Genomic DNA, 16407 nt, shown 5'->3' with positions numbered 1-16407 from the left:
TCGTCAGGCCGGCGCCGGTCCGCGACGGCCGCGCAGCCGGCGCAGGCGACGTACCGCCGCGCGGGCGGCGACCTGCCCGAGGAGCGCCGCCCGGGCCCGGACTCCGTGGGCGGCGCGCACCCGGGTGAGCACCCGACGGTGCGTGGCGAAGCCGGACTTGTACGCCTCGTCCCCGCGCAGCAGGTCGACCTCCGTGCACCCCTCGAGCGCCGCCCGCTCGACGACCCGCACCAGCAGCGCGGTCCCGGCACCGTCGTGGTGGCGCTCGGTCGAGCGCGCCAGCTGGTAGAGCGCGAGCCGGCCGGCGACCAGGAACGCCACGGACACCGCCGCGGGCCGGCCGCCGACCTCGAGGACGTCGACCCTCGCCTCGCCGCACGCGACCGCCTCGGTGATCGCGGGCCGCAGCCGCGCCATCTCCCGCAGCAGGGGAGCCCGGTCGGGTCGGTCGCGGTGCAGTGCCTCGAAGGCGTCGAGGGCCGCACCGACGTCCGCGGAGGTGGCTGTCCACTGCTGCGCGCCGAGGTCGGCGAGCCGCTTCTCGGTGCGTCGCACGTTGCGCCGGAAGGACGCCGAGCGGGTCGCGAGGAAGGACCGCGTGAGCGGTTCGTACGGCGCCACGTCCACCGGCTGCGCAGCGACCCCGAGCGCGGCCGCGGCCAGGGACCGCTCGGGCGCGCCGGAGAGGTCCAGCAGCCGCGCCCCGGGCCGGGCGAACCACCGCCCGAAGGCCTCCGCGACGTCCTGCTCGCGACCCGGCAGCGCGACCAGGTCGACGTGGTCGGGGCAGGGCACCCCGTGGCCTGCGGGGCGCAGGACCTCCACGCCGAGCCGGCGGCGCGAGGTGAGCGCGATGCCACCGACCGGCCCGTCGGCGTCGTGGATGAGCAGCGGTGCCGGTGTGTCCTGCGTCACGTGGCGCACCCACCAGGGCCGGGTGAACGGGGACGGATGAGGCTGCTGGGACAGCAGGTGCGGCCACGCCGCCCAGAACGCCCGGGGGTCGGTGCTGACCCGTACGGTCGGCGACTCCAGGGCTGCCACGCGCGTCACCGTAGGGGACCGCCGGGGGACAGGCAGAAGGTTTACGACTGCACCACCCCGGGCAGCCTTCAGTTCACATCTGTATACCGAGCACGTACTGGGGGACGTACATGGCTTCGCAGGGGGACGACCACATCAACGTGGGCGACGGACGGGCAGGGGGCCCGGGCTCGTCGCCCAGCACCGGAGAGCAGGTCGAGGCGGCTCGAGCGGCGTTCGCCGCTCGACGCGAGGCGGAGAACGTGCTGGCGGACGCCAGCAAGATCCGCGCGTCGGCCGCCGCCGATGCAGACGCGTTGCTGGTCGACGCGCAGATCATGGCCGACCGGCTCCAGTCGGAGTCGCTGGCCGAGTACGAGCGCCTCGTCCGCGAGGCCACCGAGCGCTCCGACGGGATCCTGGCGCGGGCCCGGATGGAGGCCGACCGCCTCCGCGCCGAGGCGCAGGGCCAGGCCGAGGCCATCCGGCTGCGGGCAGAGAGCCAGCTCGACCAGATGCGGGCCCAGGTCCGCGAGGAGCTGCGCGCCGAGCAGATAGCCACGCTGGGCACCGTCCGGCACCGCTCCGACGGCCTGCTGCGCGACCTCGAGTCGGGCGTCCTGGACCTCGGCACCACCTTCGAGCGGGCGAACGCGTCGGTCGCCGACGTCGTCGCGACGATCGGTCAGCTCCGCACCGTGACCGAGTCGGCGCTGCCCGCCGCGCCCGCCCCGGCCGCCGAGCCCGCCTCGGACCTCGCCCGGACGTCGGTCCTGGTCGAGGAGCCGGTCACCGAGCCGGTCACCGAGCCGGTCACCGAGCCGGTCATCGCACCGGCACCCGTGGTCGAGGCGCCCGTCGCCGAGCCCGTCCGCGCGCCCGTCGTGGAGGACACGCGCGAGGACGCTGCGCCCGAGCAGCGCGCCGCGATCGCCACCCCGACCGACGAGGTGCCCGACCGGGACCACGAGCGCCGGGAGCACGAGGGGCAGGACTCCGAGGACCGTGGGCCGGGGGCCGCCGCCGGGGAGGCGCCGATGATCGGTCGCATCTCGACCGCGGCGGTCAGCGTCCCGCAGCCGGTCGCCGACGAGAACGCGACCAGCTTCCTCGGCACCGACCCGCCGCGCCCGGTCACCGACTGGGCCACCGGGCCGGCCGCCACGGCGGGGGGCGACCCGGTCGCCGCGCCGCTGGGCGCGGGTGAGGGCTCCCGGCCACTCGGCTGGCTCTTCCGCGCCACCTCCTGAGGTCAGGACGCCGAGGCGTCCTCGCACCCGGCGGCCACCGCGCTGTCCGGGTGCACCGCGACCGAGTCGACGACCGAGCCCCGAGGCACCCGACGGAACAGCTGCATGAAGATCCGTCGGGTGCCTCCGGGCGCGAAGCACGACCACGTGCCCGACACGACGGCGACCAGCCCTCCGTCGGGGTCGGTCACCACCGCCTGCACGACGGCGCTCGGCACGTCGGCGTCGGCGGTGACGTCGGCCAGGACCACCGAACCGCGCGGACCCTCCTCGATCCGCACGGGCTCCGCACGCACCTCGGGGACACCCGCGCCGTCGGACCACGAGACGTCGCGGTAGGTCACGTCCACGGAGGCCACCTCCGAGGCGGGACCGTCGACACCGACGTACACGCCGTACGTCGCACCAGGACGAAGGGAACGCACCGTGCAGCAGCCGTCGCCGCCGCCGCGCGTCGCCACGGCCGTCGAGGCCAGCGCCGTGCCGCGCGGGTCACGCAACGTGACCACGGCCTCGGCGCGCCGCAGCACGCGGTCGGTGGGGTTGCGGACCAGCACGGAGACGAGCCCGTCGAGCTCGGCCCAGCCGACGGTCTCCAGCAACGAGCCCGCGCTGGCCGCCGTCGTCGCGGCGGTCGGGTCGACCTCCTCGCCGGCCAGCTGGTCGGAGATGGCCGAGCACCCGGTGAGGGCCACCACCAACGCCCCTGCCGTCACGGTCCGCAGCACCCTTCCCGAATCCCCCATGCCGGTCAGGGTAGGGGCGACGTGAGCCGGCCGGTGGTGCCGCTCGTGCCGCGGTCGAGCGTCGCGGTCCTGGGCCAGGACCCGGCACTCGCGACGGCGCCCACGGCGCCCGGTGGTCCGGACGCCGGGGCGCGTGCCACCGGCGAGGCCGGCCGGGCGGCGCGCGGCGTGGTCTGGCTGGCGGCGAACGGCGTCGTGGTGAAGACCGCGCAGACCGTCGTGCTGCTGTCGCTGGCCGCGATGCTGGCGCCGTCCGCGCTCGGCCTGGTGGCGTTGGGGACCCTCGTCGCCAACGTCGCGGTGCAGGTGTCCGGCCTGGGCACGGCCAGCGCGCTGGTCTACTGGCGCGGGGACGTGCGCCGCGCCGCCCGCACCGCCGCGACGATCAGCGTCGGCTGCGCCGCGGCCATCTCCGCGGCGCTGTGGGTCGGCGCTCCGTGGCTCGCCTCGGCGCTGGGTGCGGCCGACGGCGGTGCGGCGGTGATCCGCGGCCTGACCGTCGTGCTGCCGTGCACCGCGCTCGCCGGGGTCAGCTACGAGCTGCTCCGCCGGGAGCTGCGCTTCCTGCGCCGGGTGATCCCGGACGCGGTCGCCGCGGTGGTCGGTGCGGTGGTCGCGATCGCGCTCGTCGTCCAGGGGTCCGGGGTGATGGCCCTGGTCGCCGGGCAGGTCGTCCAGGCGGTCCTCGCCCTGCTGCTCGCCTGGTGCGTGCACCCGCCGGTGCTGCCCGGCTGGGACGCCGAGGACGCCCGCGGGCTGCTGTCGTACGGCGGGCCGTTCGCCGGCACCCACCTGCTCGAGCTCGTCCAGCTCAACATCGACTACGTGGTCGTCTCCGCGGTCCTCGGCACGGTGGCGCTCGGGCAGTACTCCCTGGCCTTCCGGCTGGCGTTCATGCCGTACCTGATGATCGTCGTCGTCGTCACCGGAGCGGCCTTCCCCTACCTGTGCCGGGTGCGCGGGCCCGAGCTTGGCCGAGCGGTCGTCTCGGTGACCACGGTGACGACCACGCTCGTGGCGCCCCTGTGCCTGGGCATCGCGCTGGTCTCCGACCACCTGGTCGTGCTGGGCGAGAAGTGGTCGCCGGCGGTGCCCGCAGCGGCCTGGTTGGCGGCGTACGCCGCGCTGCTGAGCATCGGCCTGCTGGTGCAGACCGCCGTGAACGCCGCCGGCCGACCCGTGCTGGCGCTGGGGCTGCGCCTGGCGCACCTGGTGCTGCTCGTCGGTGCCCTCCTCGTGGTCGTCGACCGCGGGATCACCGTGGTCGCGGCCGCGCAGGCCGCCGTCGCGGCGGTCGTCGCCGCGCTGGCCCTCGGCCTGGCCCGGCGGACGGTGAGCGGGTTCTCGCTGCGCGACCTCGCGGTCGCCCTGCGCCCCGCCGCGCTCAGCGCGCTGGCGCTCGCCGCCGCCGTGCTGCTCGTGCGGGCACTGCTCGGCGACCTCGTGCCCAGCCCCGCGACGCTCGCGCTGCTCGCGGTGACCGGCCTCGCGGCGTACGCCGGCCCGCTGTGGCTCCTGGACCGCCACCGCCTGCTGGCGGCGGCCGCGCTGCTGAGGAGGTCGCAGTGAGGACCGGGACCCGCACCGTCGCCACCGTCCTCCGCCCGGTCGTGCTCGCCGGACGTGCCGTGGCGACCACCCCCGGGCTGACGCTCGTCGGGTGGCACCGGGTGGACGGGCGCACCTCCGACGGCCTCTCGACGGGCACCGACGACTTCCGCCGCCACCTCGACGCCCTCGAGCGGTGGGGCGCGCAAGTGCTGCCGCTGGACGACGCGGTCGCCCGGCTGCAGGACGGCACGCTGCCCGCGCGTGCCGTGGCACTGACCTTCGACGACGGCTACGCCAGCGTGGTGGGGACGGCCTGGCCGCTCCTGCGCGAGCGCGCGCTGCCGGCCACGCTGTTCGTGGTCAGCGGCACCCTGAGCGGCCACCGGTTCCCGTGGGACGCCCACGAGTCCGCGCCCTGCCGCAGCGGCCGGCTGCGGACCGCGACTGCCGAGGAGCTCCTCGCGGCCGCCGCCGAGGGGCTGGACATCGGCTCGCACACCGTGACCCACCCGTGGCTGCCGGCCCTGGACGACCGGACGCTCGAGCAGGAGCTGACCGGGTCGCGCGCGGTCCTCGAGGACCTGCTCGGCCGACCGGTGCGGTCGCTGGCCTACCCGACCGGGGGCTGGGACGCGCGGGTGCGCGCCGCCGCCGCCCGGGCGGGCTACCGCGTCGGGGTCACGGTCGACCGCGGGCTCAACACCGGCCGGGTCGACCCGCTCTCGCTGCGCCGGGCCTTCGTGCCCACGGACCCCACCGACCTGCGGCACGTCCTCGACGGCGCGTACACCTTCCTCCGCCCGCTGGACCGCTGGCGCGCCCGCGGGGGCCCGGCATGGTGACCCAGGACGTCGCGCTCGCCCTCGGCCTGCGCCGGCCGGCCCCCGACACCCGGCCGCGCACGGCCGGGACGGTCGTGCTCCCGCTGCTCCTCGCCGTGCTCGGCGGGCTCGCGGTCGGCTACGCCCCCTCGCTGGCGCTCGTCGGCGGAACGGCGCTGGCGCTCGGGACGGCGCTCCTGGTCCGCCTGGAGTGGGCCGCGCTGGCCGTGGTGGCGACCGCGGTCTTCGAGGACTACCTCGCGCTGGTCGACCCGCGGCTGACCAAGCTGCTCGCCGTGGTCCTGGTGGCCGCCTGGGTCGTACGCCGCTGCCAAGGCCCGCTCCGCGGGGCCACGCACCCGATGGCCGGCGCCCGCAGCAGCGGCCGGTCGGCGGTGCTCGCCGCGACGCTCGTGCTGGTGGTGCTCCTGCTCGCCTCGACGGTGCTGCACCCCCACGGCACCACCGGTGCCACCGTGCTGGCCCGCTGGGCCGGCTTCGTCGTCGTGCTCCTCGTCCTCGTTGACGCGATGCGCGGGCCGGTGCCGCCGCGCGCCGTGGCCCGCACCTACGTGCTCGCCTGTGCCGCCGCGTCCGTCTGCGGGATCGTGACCTACGCCGTCGGAGCCGACCGGCGGGTCAGCGGCCCGGTCGGCGACCCCAACGACCTCGCCTTCTTCCTGCTCGCCGCGATCCCGCTGGGCACCGCCCTGCGCGTCGGCGCGCGCCGCGCGTGGGTGTACGACGTCGCCGTCGTCGTCAGCCTCGCCGCGCTCATCGGCACCCTCTCCCGGGGTGCGCTCCTGGGCCTGGCCGTCTCCGTGGGGATCGCGGTGCTGACCCGCCAGCTGTCCGGCCGGGCGGTCCTCGCGCTCGTGCTCGCCGGGGGCGCCACGGTCGCGCTCGCGCTGGCGACCGTCCCCCACCTGGTCGAGACGAGCCTGGAGCAGAAAGGCAGCGTCGCGGACCAGAACGTCTCCGAGCGCCTCGACCTGTGGGAGTCCGCCGCGGACATGACGCTCGAGGCGCCGGTGCTGGGTCACGGGCCGGGCTCGTTCTCCCTCGAGCACCGCGAGCACCTCGACCGGCTGCCCGACGCGGTCGACCACGACCTCGACGTCGCGCACAACACCTACCTCGAGACCGCCGCCGAGCTGGGCGTGCTCGGGCTGGCCGCCCTGCTCGTGCTCCTGGCCGCGGGCTACCTCGCCGCCCGCTCGGGCCGGGTGGCCCGCGGTGACCGGCTGGCGGGCGCGGTCTGCGTCGCGCTGGCGGGCACGGCGGTCGCCGCGGTGTTCGTCACCGAGCAGTACTTCCTCCCGCTGTGGCTGCTGTGCGCCCTCGGTGCGGGACTCGCACGGGAGGTGCGGTCGTGACGCGCGTCGTGCAGGTCCTGACCCAGGGCACGGGCGGCCCGGTCGACCATGCGGTCGACGTGGCGACCGAGCTGGCCCGCCGCGGGGTCGACAGCCACGTGCTCGGCCCGCGGCCCGTCGACGCCCCGGGCGTCACCTGGCACGCCACGACCGTCGCGGGCAAGACCGACGGGCGGGGTGCGCGCGACGCGCTGGCGCTCCTGCGGGCGCTGCGCGCCGACGTCGTCCACGCGCACGACCGCCGGGCGGGCTGGCTCGCCCGGCTGGCGGCGCCTGTGCTCGCGGCGCCGGTCGTCTACACCCTGCACGGGGTGCCCGACGGGCTCTCGGACCTGGTCCCGGGCAACATGCGGGCCGCCGGGCGCCGGCGCCGCGACCGGCTCTACTACCTGACCGGCGAGCGGCTGGTGACCCGCTGGGCCCGGGCCCGGGTCGTCGTGCCCAGCGCCGCCGTGGCGACGTACGCCGTGGAGCGGGTGGGCCTGCCCGAGCGCGCCGTGTCGGTGGTGCACAACGGCGTCGACCCGGACCGCTGGCGGCCGGCGCCCGTGCCCGGGGGGCCGGTGACGGTCCTGTGGAGCGGCGTGCTCGGCGGGGTGAAGCGGGTGGGCCTGCTGCTCGACGCGCTCGCCGCCGTGCCGCACGCGCGGGCACTGGTCGTCGGCGACGGCCCGGAGCGCGGCCTGGTCGAGCGGCGCGCGGCCGAGCCGGCCCTGGCCGGTCGGGTCGAGCTCACCGGTTGGCTGGAGGACCCGGCGCCGGCGTACGCCCGCGCGCACGTGCTCGCCCTAACCTCCGCCGCGGAGAACCTCCCGCTCACCCTCCTCCAGGGGATGGCGTGCGGGCTGCCGGCGCTCGCGACCGCCGTGGGCGGCGTGCCGGAGGTGGTCCGCGACGGCGTTGACGGGCTCCTCGTGCCCGCCGACGACGCCGCGGCCCTCACCGCCGCCCTCCGGACGCTGGCCGGCGACGCCGGGCTGCGCGAGCGGGCGGGGAGGTCCGCCCGGGACCGGGTCGAGCAGTCGTTCTCCCTGGACCGCTGCGTCGACGGGCTCGAGCGGGTCTACGCGGAGGTCCGCGGATGAGGACGCTGATGGTGATCGCCGAGATGGGCTCGGGCGGCGCGGAGGCGGTCGTGGCCGACCTCGCGCTCGACCGCCTCGGGCGCGGCGACGAGGTCGCGGTGGCGAGCGACCGTGGCTGGCGCACCGGCGACCTCGCGGTCCGCGGGGCGCGCCTCGTGCCGCTGCCCCTGCGCAGCCCCAGCGCTCCCGCCCTCGCCCGGTCCGGTGCCCGGCTCCGCCGGCACCTGCGGGACCGTCCGGCCGACCTGCTGCACACCCACAACGTCCGCGCCACCTTGGCCGCCCACCTCGCCGTGCACGCGGCCCGGCGGTCGACGCCGCCCGTCGTGGCGACGGTCCACGGGCTGGCCGGGCCGGACTACGCCCGCGCCGTCCGGGTGCTCGACCGGTGCGCCGACGTCGTCGTGGCCGTCTCCGAGCACGTGGCCGACCGGCTGCGTGACGCGGGGCTCCCGGACGCCCGGCTGCGCGTCGTGGAGAACGCCGCGCCGCTGCCCCGTCCGCCGGCCCGGGCCGCCGCACGCGCGGCGCTGGGCCTCCCGGCCGACGTGCCGGTGGCGGTCTGCGTCGCCCGGCTCGTCGCGCCGAAGCGGCACGACCTGGTCGTCGACGCGTGGGGGAGCCTGCCCGGCGCCCCGGTCCTGCTGCTGGCCGGGGACGGCCCCGGTCGTGCCGACCTCGTGCGCCGTGCCGCCTCCGCCGGCGTGGCCGACCGGGTGCGCCTGCTCGGCGACCGCCGCGACGTCGAGCGGCTGCTGGCCGCCGCCGACCTGGTGCTGCTCCCGAGCGACCGCGAGGGCCTGCCGGTCTCGGTGCTCGAGGCGATGGCGGCCGGCGTCCCGGTCGCCGCGTCCGCGGTCGGTGGGCTCGTCTCGCTGGCGGGAGCCGTCGAGCTGGTCGACCCCGCCACGCCCGAGGCCTGGGCATCGGCGGTGCGCCGGCTGCTCGAGGACCCCGGCCGCCGGTCGGACCTGCGCGCGGCGGCCTCCGCGCTCGTCGACCGGCGGTTCTCGCCGGTGGCGATGCGGGCGTCGTACGACGCGATCTACCGAGACCTGATCTGAATCGCATGGAAATCCTGGGGGGATCCTGATGGAGCTGCACCACATCGGTGGCGCACTGTGGCGCCAACGCCTGCTCGTCCTGCTCGTGCTGCTGCTGACCGGCTGCGCCGTGGCGGTGGGCGTCTCGCTGGCGCCGAAGACCTACCGCGCCACCGCCGTGCTGGCGGCGACCGCCGACCCGGGCACGTCCGAGTCGCCCGACGACCTGGACGCGCTCCGCGGCACCCTGGCCGAGCTGGCCAGCAGCCGCGAGCTGCTCACCGAGGTGCAGGGCGAGCTGGACGTCGACCGCGACGTCAGCGACCTGCGCTCGGCGGTGTCGGGGGAGTGGGTCGGCGGAACCATCCTGATCCAGGTCGTCGCGGAGGACGCCGACCCGCAGGTCGCCGCGGACCTCGCCAACCAGGTGGCGATGACGCTGCCCTACTACGACCCGAGCGCCAACGCGTTCCTCTTCACCCAGACCAACGAGGCGCAGGCGCCGCGGACCTACAGCAGCCCCGACCTGCTGCTGGCCATCGGTGTGGGCGCCGCGCTGGCCATCGTCCTGGCCGTGGCCGCCGCCGTCGCGCGGGACCGCCGCACCAGCACCGTCGTCGACGGCGCTGCTCTCGAGGACGCCACGGACACCCCGCTGCTCGGCCACGTCCCCGTGCCGCGGGACCCCACCACCCTGCCCGCCCTCTACCCCGGCACGGCCGCCGCCGACGTCTTCCGCCAGCTGCGGATCGCGCTCGAGGCGCAGGCCGCGGGCAGCCCCGTCAGCCGCGTCGTCGTCGCCGGGGTGACCCCCGGCGAGGTCAACGTCTGGCTGGGCGCCAACCTGGCCATCTCGCTGGCCAACGTCGGCCGCACCGTCCTGCTCGTCGACGGCCGGATGGGGCCCCGCCACGGGCGCTCGATCGCCGCGGAGCCCGACACCCCCGGCCTGTTCGACGTGTTGGCCGGCACCGACCTGGGCCGGGCGGTCAGCCCGGGGCCGGTGGACCTGCTGGCCGTCCTGCCCGCGGGCGACGCCGGTGCCGAGCCGCACGAGTCGATGCTCGAGACGGTCTTCGCCGACCGGATGGCCGAGGCGGAGGCGGCGTACGACGTCGTGATCGTGCTCGCGCCCGCCCTGGAGACCTGCGACGACGCCCGGGTGATGGCGGCCCGCGGCGCGCTGCTGATGGTCGTCCCCGAGGGCCAGGTCTCGGCGGAGGCGCTGCGGGCGCACGCCGACCGGGTGCGCTCGGTCGGCGCCAGCCTGCTCGGAGCGGTGCTCGTCGGGCGCCGGGCCGAGCGGGTGCTGACCTGAGGAGGGCGGCGTGAGCAGGCGACCGGCGCAGCCCCGGGGCGGGATGCGGCGCCGGCTCCACGTGGCCCACGTGTCCGAGCCCTCCAGCGAGGGCGTGGCCGTGGTGCAGTACGCCTACATCCGCGAGCAGCTGAGGCGCGGGTGGAAGGTGACCGTCATCTGCCCGACCCACGGGTGGCTGGGCTACTCCGCGCGGGCCGCGGGCGCGGACGTGCGCTGGTGGCAGGCGACCCGCGGCCCGGGCCCCTCGGTGCTCCGCGAGACCGCCGACCTGCGGCGGATCCTCGCCGAGGTCGACCCGGACGTCGTGCACCTGCACAGCGCCAAGGCCGGCCTGGCCGGCCGACTGGCCGTGCGCGGCCGGCGCGCCACCGTCTTCCAGCCGCACGCGTGGTCCTTCCTCGCCGCCGAGGGTGCGGTACGCCGCGCCACCGAGCACTGGGAGCGGCTCGCGGCGCGCTGGACCCACCGCCTGGTCTGCGTGAGCGAGGCGGAGCGGCTCGCGGGCGTCCAGGTCGGCGTGGAGGCGCCGACGGCGGTGCTGGCCAACGGCGCCGACCTCCTCCGCCTCGAGGTGCAGGGACGCAAGCAGCGCGACGACGCGCGCAGCGGGCTCGGCCTGGCGGACGTCCCGACCGTCGTGTGCGTGGGCCGGCTGACCCGGCAGAAGGGTCAGGACGTGCTGCTCGACGCCTGGCCCTCGATCCGCGAGCGCGTCCCGGACGCCCAGCTGGTGCTGGTCGGGTCCGGCCCCGACCGCGCCGAGCTCGAGCGGCGCGCGGCCGGGCTCGCCGGCGTCCTGCTGGTGGGCTCGCGCACCGACGTGCCCCTGTGGTTCGCCGCCTCGGACGTGGTCGTGGCCCCCTCCCGCTGGGAGGGGATGCCGCTCGTGCCGCTGGAGGCGATGGCGTGTGGCCGCAGCGTGGTCGCCACCGCCATCCCCGGCATCGAGGAGGCCGTGCCCGACGACGCCGGCCAGCTGGTGCCCGAGGGCGACGCGTCGGCGCTGGCCGACGCGGTGGTCTACCGCCTGCAGTCACCCGAGCAGACGACCGACGAGGGCTGGGCCGGGCGGCTCCACGTGGAGGACCACCACGACGAGCTCACCGCTGCGCGGGGGGTCCTCCGGGTGTACCTGGCCGTGCTGCGCGAGCGACGGGGAGACGGACGGCGCCGACCTCTCCTCGCGGTGCTCGCAGGACGACCGGCAGGGTCCGGCACAGGATCTTGACGTCGCTCCACAGCGACCAGTTCTCGATGTAGAAGTTGTCGACCCGGGTGCGCTCGGCGATCGAGGTGTCGCCCTTGAGCCGGTGCACCTGGGCGAGCCCGGTGAGCCCGGTCGGGACGCGGTGCCGGTCGGCGTACCGGCTCTCGGCCTGGCTGAAGGCGTCGACGAAGTAGGGCCGCTCGGGCCGCGGGCCGACCAGGCTCATGTCGCCCTTGATCACGTTGACCAGCTGGGGCAGCTCGTCGAGGCTGGAGGCACGCAGGAACCGGCCCACCGGGCCGATCCGGTCGTCGCCGTCGATGTTCCAGCGGGTCGCGCTCTCGGTCTCGTCGTCGGGCTTGAGCGAGCGGAGCTTGTAGAGGGTGAACGGCTTCCCGCCGACCCCGACGCGGGTCTGCTTGAAGACGACGCCGGGGCCGGTCTCGATGCGGGAGGCCAGCGCGCAGGCGGCGATGACGGGGGAGGCGACGAGCAGCCCGGCGGAGGCCAGGACCACGTCGAGCGTGCGCTTGCCCCAGCGGGCGAGGGGCCGGTGGCCCCAGCGCCGCAGCCGCATCAGCGTGACGCCCTGGACCACCTCGGTGCCGCGGGTGCCGGTGGCACCCATCAGCTCGTGGAACCGCGGGACGACGAAGACCTGGTGGTCGCGCTCGACGCAGCGGCGCACGACCGCGACGGTCTCGGCGTCGGGCGGGGCGGGGAAGGCGAAGACGACGTCGTGCACGCCCAGGTCGACCATCGCCTGCTCGAGGTGGTCGATGCCGCCGAGGAGCGGGACCGGGAGCCGGCGGGCGCTGGCGCCGCGCTCGATGATGCCGACGGGGCGCAGGCCCAGCTGCGGCTGGTCGAGCAGGGTGGCGGCCAGCGCGGAGCCGACCGGTTCGCCGCCGACGATGACGACCGGGTGCCCGGCGTGCCCGCGGCGGCGCAGCGCGTGGATCGAGGCGTACGCCGCGACGCGGAGCACGACGAGGAGCACCGCGACCGCGGCGGCGAAGGCGGGCACCACCGACCACGTCGACCGGGCGGTCACGCCGATGCCGGGTGCGGCCGCGACGAGGGCCAGCGCGCCGAGCCCGGCGGCCAGGAGCAGCCGGGGGAGGTCCTCGAGCGCGGAGAGCACGAGGCGCGGGCGGTACAGGTCGGCGCTGTGGCAGGTCAGGAACACCGCCGCGGTCGCGGCGGCGATCGCCAGCGGCCCCACGTCGACGGTGCTGACGACCGGCACGGCCGCCACGAGGACCGCCACCACGTCGAGCAGCAGGAGCAGCGGTCGCTGGCTACGCAGCCACGGCAGCCGGTCGATCAACCGGTCGGTCAAGCGCATGCGAAAAACCCCCCCGCGGGCTGTCTACCCCCTCGCGCGGCGCCCCAATCCTGTCCCGCAGGATGGATCCGTGGAGCGCGCCGTCGAGGACCTGTTGGCCGAGTGGGGCCTGGTCGTGGACGGGCCCTCGCCGGCCGCGGGTCGCGCCACGGTGCTCCCGGTCACCGGGGACCGCGGCCCGGCCGTGCTCAAGGTCGCCGTGGTCGAGGAGCGCACCGAGCACGAGGCGCTCGCCCTGCAGCGGTGGGGCGCCGCGCCCCGGCCCTGGGCGGCTCGCCTGCTGCGCGCCGACCCGCACCGGCGGGCGCTGCTGCTCGAGCGGCTGCCGGGCCCGGACCTGGCCGACCACTGGGACGTCGAGGCCTGCGAGCTCGTCGGGGCACACCTGGCCCGCCTGCACGTCGACCCGCCGCCGCAGGTCCCCACGCTCGCGTCGTACGTCGCGGAGCGGACCGCCGCGCTCGCCGCGCTGCCGCGGGACGCGCCGCTGCCGCACCGCCTGGTGGAGCAGGTCGTCTCGCTGGGGCGGGACCTCCTCGCCGACCCGGGGGAGCAGCGGCTGCTGCACACCGACCTGCACTACGCCCACCTGCTCGGTGCAGGGGACGACTGGCGGGCGATCTCGCCGAAGCCGCTCGCCGGCGACCCGCACAGCGAGCTGGCCCCGCTGCTGTGGCACCGCTGGGACGACGTCGTCGGCGACGTGCGGGGCACCCTGCGGCGGCGGTTCCACGCGGCGGTCGACGCGGCCCTCCTCGACGAGGACCGGGCGCGCGACTGGGTGGTCGTCCGGACCGTGCACCGGGCCCTCGACGCGCTGGCGGACCGGGCGCTGGTGACCCGGTGCGTCGCGGTGGCCAAGGCCGTCCAGGACTGAGCCCGTCCCCGTTCCGGACGGCTCCACCCGGCCGGGTGACTTCGGCCGATCGATTCGCACCGGGGCCGCCGCCGGGGGAGGATCTGCGGGTGTCCCAGCTCGTCTCCGTCAACGTCGGCATGCCCCGCGAGGCGGCCTGGACCGGCATCGGCCGCACCAGCATCGACAAGGCTCCCGTCGCCGGGCCGGTGGAGGTCGGGCTGCTCGGGCTGGCCGGCGACCAGGTCTCCGACACCCGGCACCACGGCGGCGTGGACCAGGCGGTCTACGCCTACGCGCGCGAGGACCTCGACCGCTGGGCGGTCGACCTGGGGCAGGAGGTCCGCGACGGGCAGTTCGCCGAGAACCTCACCACCCGCGGGGTCGAGGTCACCGAGGCCGAGGTGGGCGAGCGCTGGCGGGTCGGCACGACGCTGCTGGAGGTCGCCTACGTCCGCACGCCGTGCAACGACTTCAAGAGCTGGATGGGCCGGTGCGGGTTCGACAACCGGGCCTGGGTCAAGCGGTTCACCCTCGACGGCGCTCCCGGGGCCTACCTCCGGGTGCTCGCGCCGGGCGAGGTGCAGGCCGGCGACGACGTGGAGGTCGTCCACCGTCCGGGCCACGGCGTCACGATCGCGACGATGTTCCGCGCGCTGCACACCGAGCCGGCGCTGCTGCCCCGGCTCCTCGAGGTCGACGGCCTGGCCGCGAAGGCCCGCCGCAAGGCCGAGCAGTACGTCGCCGCACGGGCCTGAGCCGGCCTCCGCGCCGGATGTTTTGCCGAGCACGTCCAGGAAGCGGTCTGGTCCGGTTACCGACGGGTCGCAAGTGACGTAGGTTACTGGGCAACGATCCGCCGACGGGAGACGCGGCCGCTTCGGCCTACCCTCCCGGCCGTCACCCAGGAGAGCCATGCCCGTCAACCACGACACCAGCTTCGTCGACCACCTGAGCCCCAACGTGGCGGTGCAGTTCCTCGACCGGGTGGAGAAGTCCTCCGGGGCCGAGGCGTTCCGCTTCCCGCGGGGCGAGGCCTGGGAGTCGGTCACCTGGGCGCAGGCCGGTGACCGGGTACGTCGCCTCGCCGCCGGGCTGCTGGCGCTCGGCCTGGAGTCCGAGCAGCGCGTCGGGATCGCCTCCGGCACCCGCTACGAGTGGATCCTCGCCGACCTGGCGGTCATGTGCGCCGCCGGTGCGACCACCACCGTCTACCCGACGACGAACGCCGAGGACGTGGCGTACATCCTCGGCGACGCGGAGTGCCGCGTCGTCTTCGCCGAGGACTTCGACCAGATCACCAAGCTCACCCTGCACAAGAACGAGCTGCCGCACCTGATGAAGGTCGTGACGTTCGACGGCGCCGGCGACGGCGACTGGGTCATCACGATGGACGACCTCGCCGAGCTCGGCGAGAAGTACCTCGCCGAGCACCCCGACGTCGTCGAGCAGACCGCCCGGGCGATCGCGCCGGACCAGCTGGCGACGCTGATCTACACCTCCGGCACCACCGGCCGGCCCAAGGGCGTCCGGCTGCGCCACCGCTCCTGGGTCTACGAGGGCGCGGCGATCCAGGCCCAGGACATCCTCCACGAGGACGACCTGCAGTTCCTGTGGCTGCCGATGGCCCACTCCTTCGGCAAGGTGCTGCTCTCCAGCCAGCTCGCGTGCGGCTTCGCCACCGCGATCGACGGCCGTGTCGACAAGATCGTGGAGAACCTCGGCGTCGTGAAGCCGACGTTCATGGGCGCCGCCCCGCGGATCTTTGAGAAGGCCCACGGTCGGATCGTCACCATGCAGCAGGCCGAGGGCGGTGCCAAGGAGAAGATCTTCAAGAAGGCATTCGAGGTCGGCACCAAGGTCGACCGGCTCCGGCGCGACGGCAAGTCCGTCCCGCTGCCGCTCAAGGTGCAGCACGGCCTGTTCGACAAGCTGGTGTTCAGCAAGGTCCGCGACCGCTTCGGTGGCCGGGTCCGGTTCTTCATCTCCGGCTCCGCCGCGCTCAACCAGGAGATCGCCGAGTGGTTCAACGCCGCCGGCATCCTGATCCTCGAGGGCTACGGCATGACCGAGAACGCCGCGGGCGCCACGGTCAACCACCCCGAGGACTACAAGATGGGCACCGTCGGCCCCGCGCTGCCGGGGGCGCAGGTCCGCATCGGCGAGGGCGACGAGGTCCAGATCAAGGGCCCGCACGTGATGGAGGGCTACCACAACCTGCCCGAGGAGACCGCGAAGGCGTTCACCGAGGACGGCTGGCTGCGCACCGGTGACAAGGGCTCGCTGGACGCCGACGGGTTCCTGACGATCACCGGCCGGATCAAGGACCTCTTCAAGACCTCCGGCGGCAAGTACATCGCCCCGTCGGCGATCGAGTCGAAGTTCAAGGCGCTGTGCCCCTACACCAGCCAGTTCATGGTCTTCGGCAACGACCACAACTACTGCGTCGCGCTGGTGACCCTCGACCCCGACGCGATGGCGACGTGGGCCGAGGAGAACGGCATGTCGGGCAAGTCCTACACCGAGGTCGTCTCCTCCCCGCAGGTCCAGGAGATGGTCGCCGGGTACGTCGAGCAGCTCAACGGCCGGCTCAACCGGTGGGAGACCATCAAGAAGTGGGAGATCCTCGACCACGACCTCACGATCGAGTCCGGTGAGCTGACCCCCTCGATGAAGGTCAAGCGCAACGTCGTGGAGGACAACAACAAGGCGCGGATCGAGGCGCTCTACGCCTCCTGAGCACCTGATCCACCCGCCGCTCCGCGGAGCGGCACCGAGGC

At 75.7% G+C, this 16407-nt stretch carries 13 protein-coding genes and 1 pseudogene; 11 read left to right on the top strand and 3 right to left on the bottom strand.

Annotated elements, in window-relative coordinates:
- Positions 1–3: 3 nt before the first annotated feature.
- Entirely contained in the window at positions 4–1044 is a 1041-nt protein-coding gene (locus AB0N29_RS15875) for a GNAT family N-acetyltransferase (protein WP_364868177.1), read from the bottom strand.
- 110 nt (positions 1045–1154) lie between these two features.
- Between AB0N29_RS15875 and AB0N29_RS15870 the strand changes: the two genes are divergently transcribed.
- On the top strand, positions 1155–2273 hold the full coding sequence (locus AB0N29_RS15870; RefSeq protein WP_364868175.1) for a hypothetical protein: 1119 nt from the start codon (positions 1155–1157) through the stop codon (positions 2271–2273).
- Positions 2274–2275: 2 nt separating this feature from the next.
- On the opposite strand, the gene AB0N29_RS15865 is transcribed toward AB0N29_RS15870, so the two are convergent.
- Positions 2276–3019: a hypothetical protein gene (locus AB0N29_RS15865; RefSeq protein ID WP_364868173.1), complete on the bottom strand. Its 744-nt coding sequence runs from the start codon at positions 3017–3019 to the stop codon at positions 2276–2278.
- A gap of 21 nt (positions 3020–3040) precedes the next feature.
- On the opposite strand from AB0N29_RS15865, the gene AB0N29_RS15860 reads away from it, so the two are divergent.
- The 7 genes and pseudogenes from AB0N29_RS15860 to AB0N29_RS15830 form a co-directional block, all read left to right on the top strand.
- Positions 3041–4588 carry an oligosaccharide flippase family protein gene (locus tag AB0N29_RS15860; RefSeq protein ID WP_364868171.1) on the top strand — a complete coding sequence of 516 codons (1548 nt, stop codon included), beginning with the start codon at positions 3041–3043 and terminating at the stop codon, positions 4586–4588.
- On the top strand, positions 4585–5412 hold the full coding sequence (locus tag AB0N29_RS15855; RefSeq protein ID WP_364868169.1) for a polysaccharide deacetylase family protein: 828 nt from the start codon (positions 4585–4587) through the stop codon (positions 5410–5412). The genes AB0N29_RS15860 and AB0N29_RS15855 overlap by 4 nt, the downstream gene beginning before the upstream one ends.
- The gene (locus AB0N29_RS15850) at positions 5406–6767 is read left to right on the top strand and encodes an O-antigen ligase family protein (RefSeq protein WP_364868167.1); all 1362 of its coding nucleotides are present in this window, start codon (positions 5406–5408) and stop codon (positions 6765–6767) included. The genes AB0N29_RS15855 and AB0N29_RS15850 overlap by 7 nt, the downstream gene beginning before the upstream one ends.
- The gene (locus AB0N29_RS15845; RefSeq protein WP_364868165.1) at positions 6764–7852 is read left to right on the top strand and encodes a glycosyltransferase family 4 protein; all 1089 of its coding nucleotides are present in this window, start codon (positions 6764–6766) and stop codon (positions 7850–7852) included. The genes AB0N29_RS15850 and AB0N29_RS15845 overlap by 4 nt, the downstream gene beginning before the upstream one ends.
- On the top strand, positions 7849–8916 hold the full coding sequence (locus tag AB0N29_RS15840; protein ID WP_364868163.1) for a glycosyltransferase: 1068 nt from the start codon (positions 7849–7851) through the stop codon (positions 8914–8916). The genes AB0N29_RS15845 and AB0N29_RS15840 overlap by 4 nt, the downstream gene beginning before the upstream one ends.
- Positions 8917–8944: 28 nt before the next feature.
- Positions 8945–10213, top strand: a complete 1269-nt coding sequence (locus AB0N29_RS15835; RefSeq protein WP_364868161.1) for a Wzz/FepE/Etk N-terminal domain-containing protein — start codon at positions 8945–8947, stop codon at positions 10211–10213.
- Positions 10214–10256: 43 nt separating this feature from the next.
- Positions 10257–11300: pseudogene (locus AB0N29_RS15830) on the top strand (glycosyltransferase); the annotation flags it as partial.
- A 16-nt stretch (positions 11301–11316) separates the two neighbouring features.
- Here the strand turns inward: AB0N29_RS15830 and AB0N29_RS15825 are convergent.
- Positions 11317–12771 carry a sugar transferase gene (locus AB0N29_RS15825; RefSeq protein WP_364868159.1) on the bottom strand — a complete coding sequence of 485 codons (1455 nt, stop codon included), beginning with the start codon at positions 12769–12771 and terminating at the stop codon, positions 11317–11319.
- Positions 12772–12841: 70 nt separating this feature from the next.
- On the opposite strand from AB0N29_RS15825, the gene AB0N29_RS15820 reads away from it, so the two are divergent.
- The 3 genes from AB0N29_RS15820 (at position 12842) to AB0N29_RS15810 (ending at position 16366) form a co-directional block, all read left to right on the top strand.
- The gene (locus AB0N29_RS15820; protein WP_364868157.1) at positions 12842–13648 is read left to right on the top strand and encodes an aminoglycoside phosphotransferase family protein; all 807 of its coding nucleotides are present in this window, start codon (positions 12842–12844) and stop codon (positions 13646–13648) included.
- An 89-nt stretch (positions 13649–13737) separates the two neighbouring features.
- Positions 13738–14385, top strand: a complete 648-nt coding sequence (locus AB0N29_RS15815; RefSeq protein ID WP_364868155.1) for an MOSC domain-containing protein — start codon at positions 13738–13740, stop codon at positions 14383–14385.
- A 157-nt stretch (positions 14386–14542) separates the two neighbouring features.
- Positions 14543–16366, top strand: coding sequence for an AMP-dependent synthetase/ligase (locus AB0N29_RS15810; protein WP_302267320.1), 1824 nt, complete (start codon positions 14543–14545; stop codon positions 16364–16366).
- Positions 16367–16407 lie beyond the last annotated feature (41 nt).

This window comes from Nocardioides sp. NPDC092400 (genome assembly GCF_040684155.1).
Classification (GTDB): Bacteria; Actinomycetota; Actinomycetes; order Propionibacteriales; family Nocardioidaceae; genus Nocardioides.
Note: the sequence above shows the minus strand (reverse complement) of the source record. Positions and strands in the feature narration are given on the sequence as shown.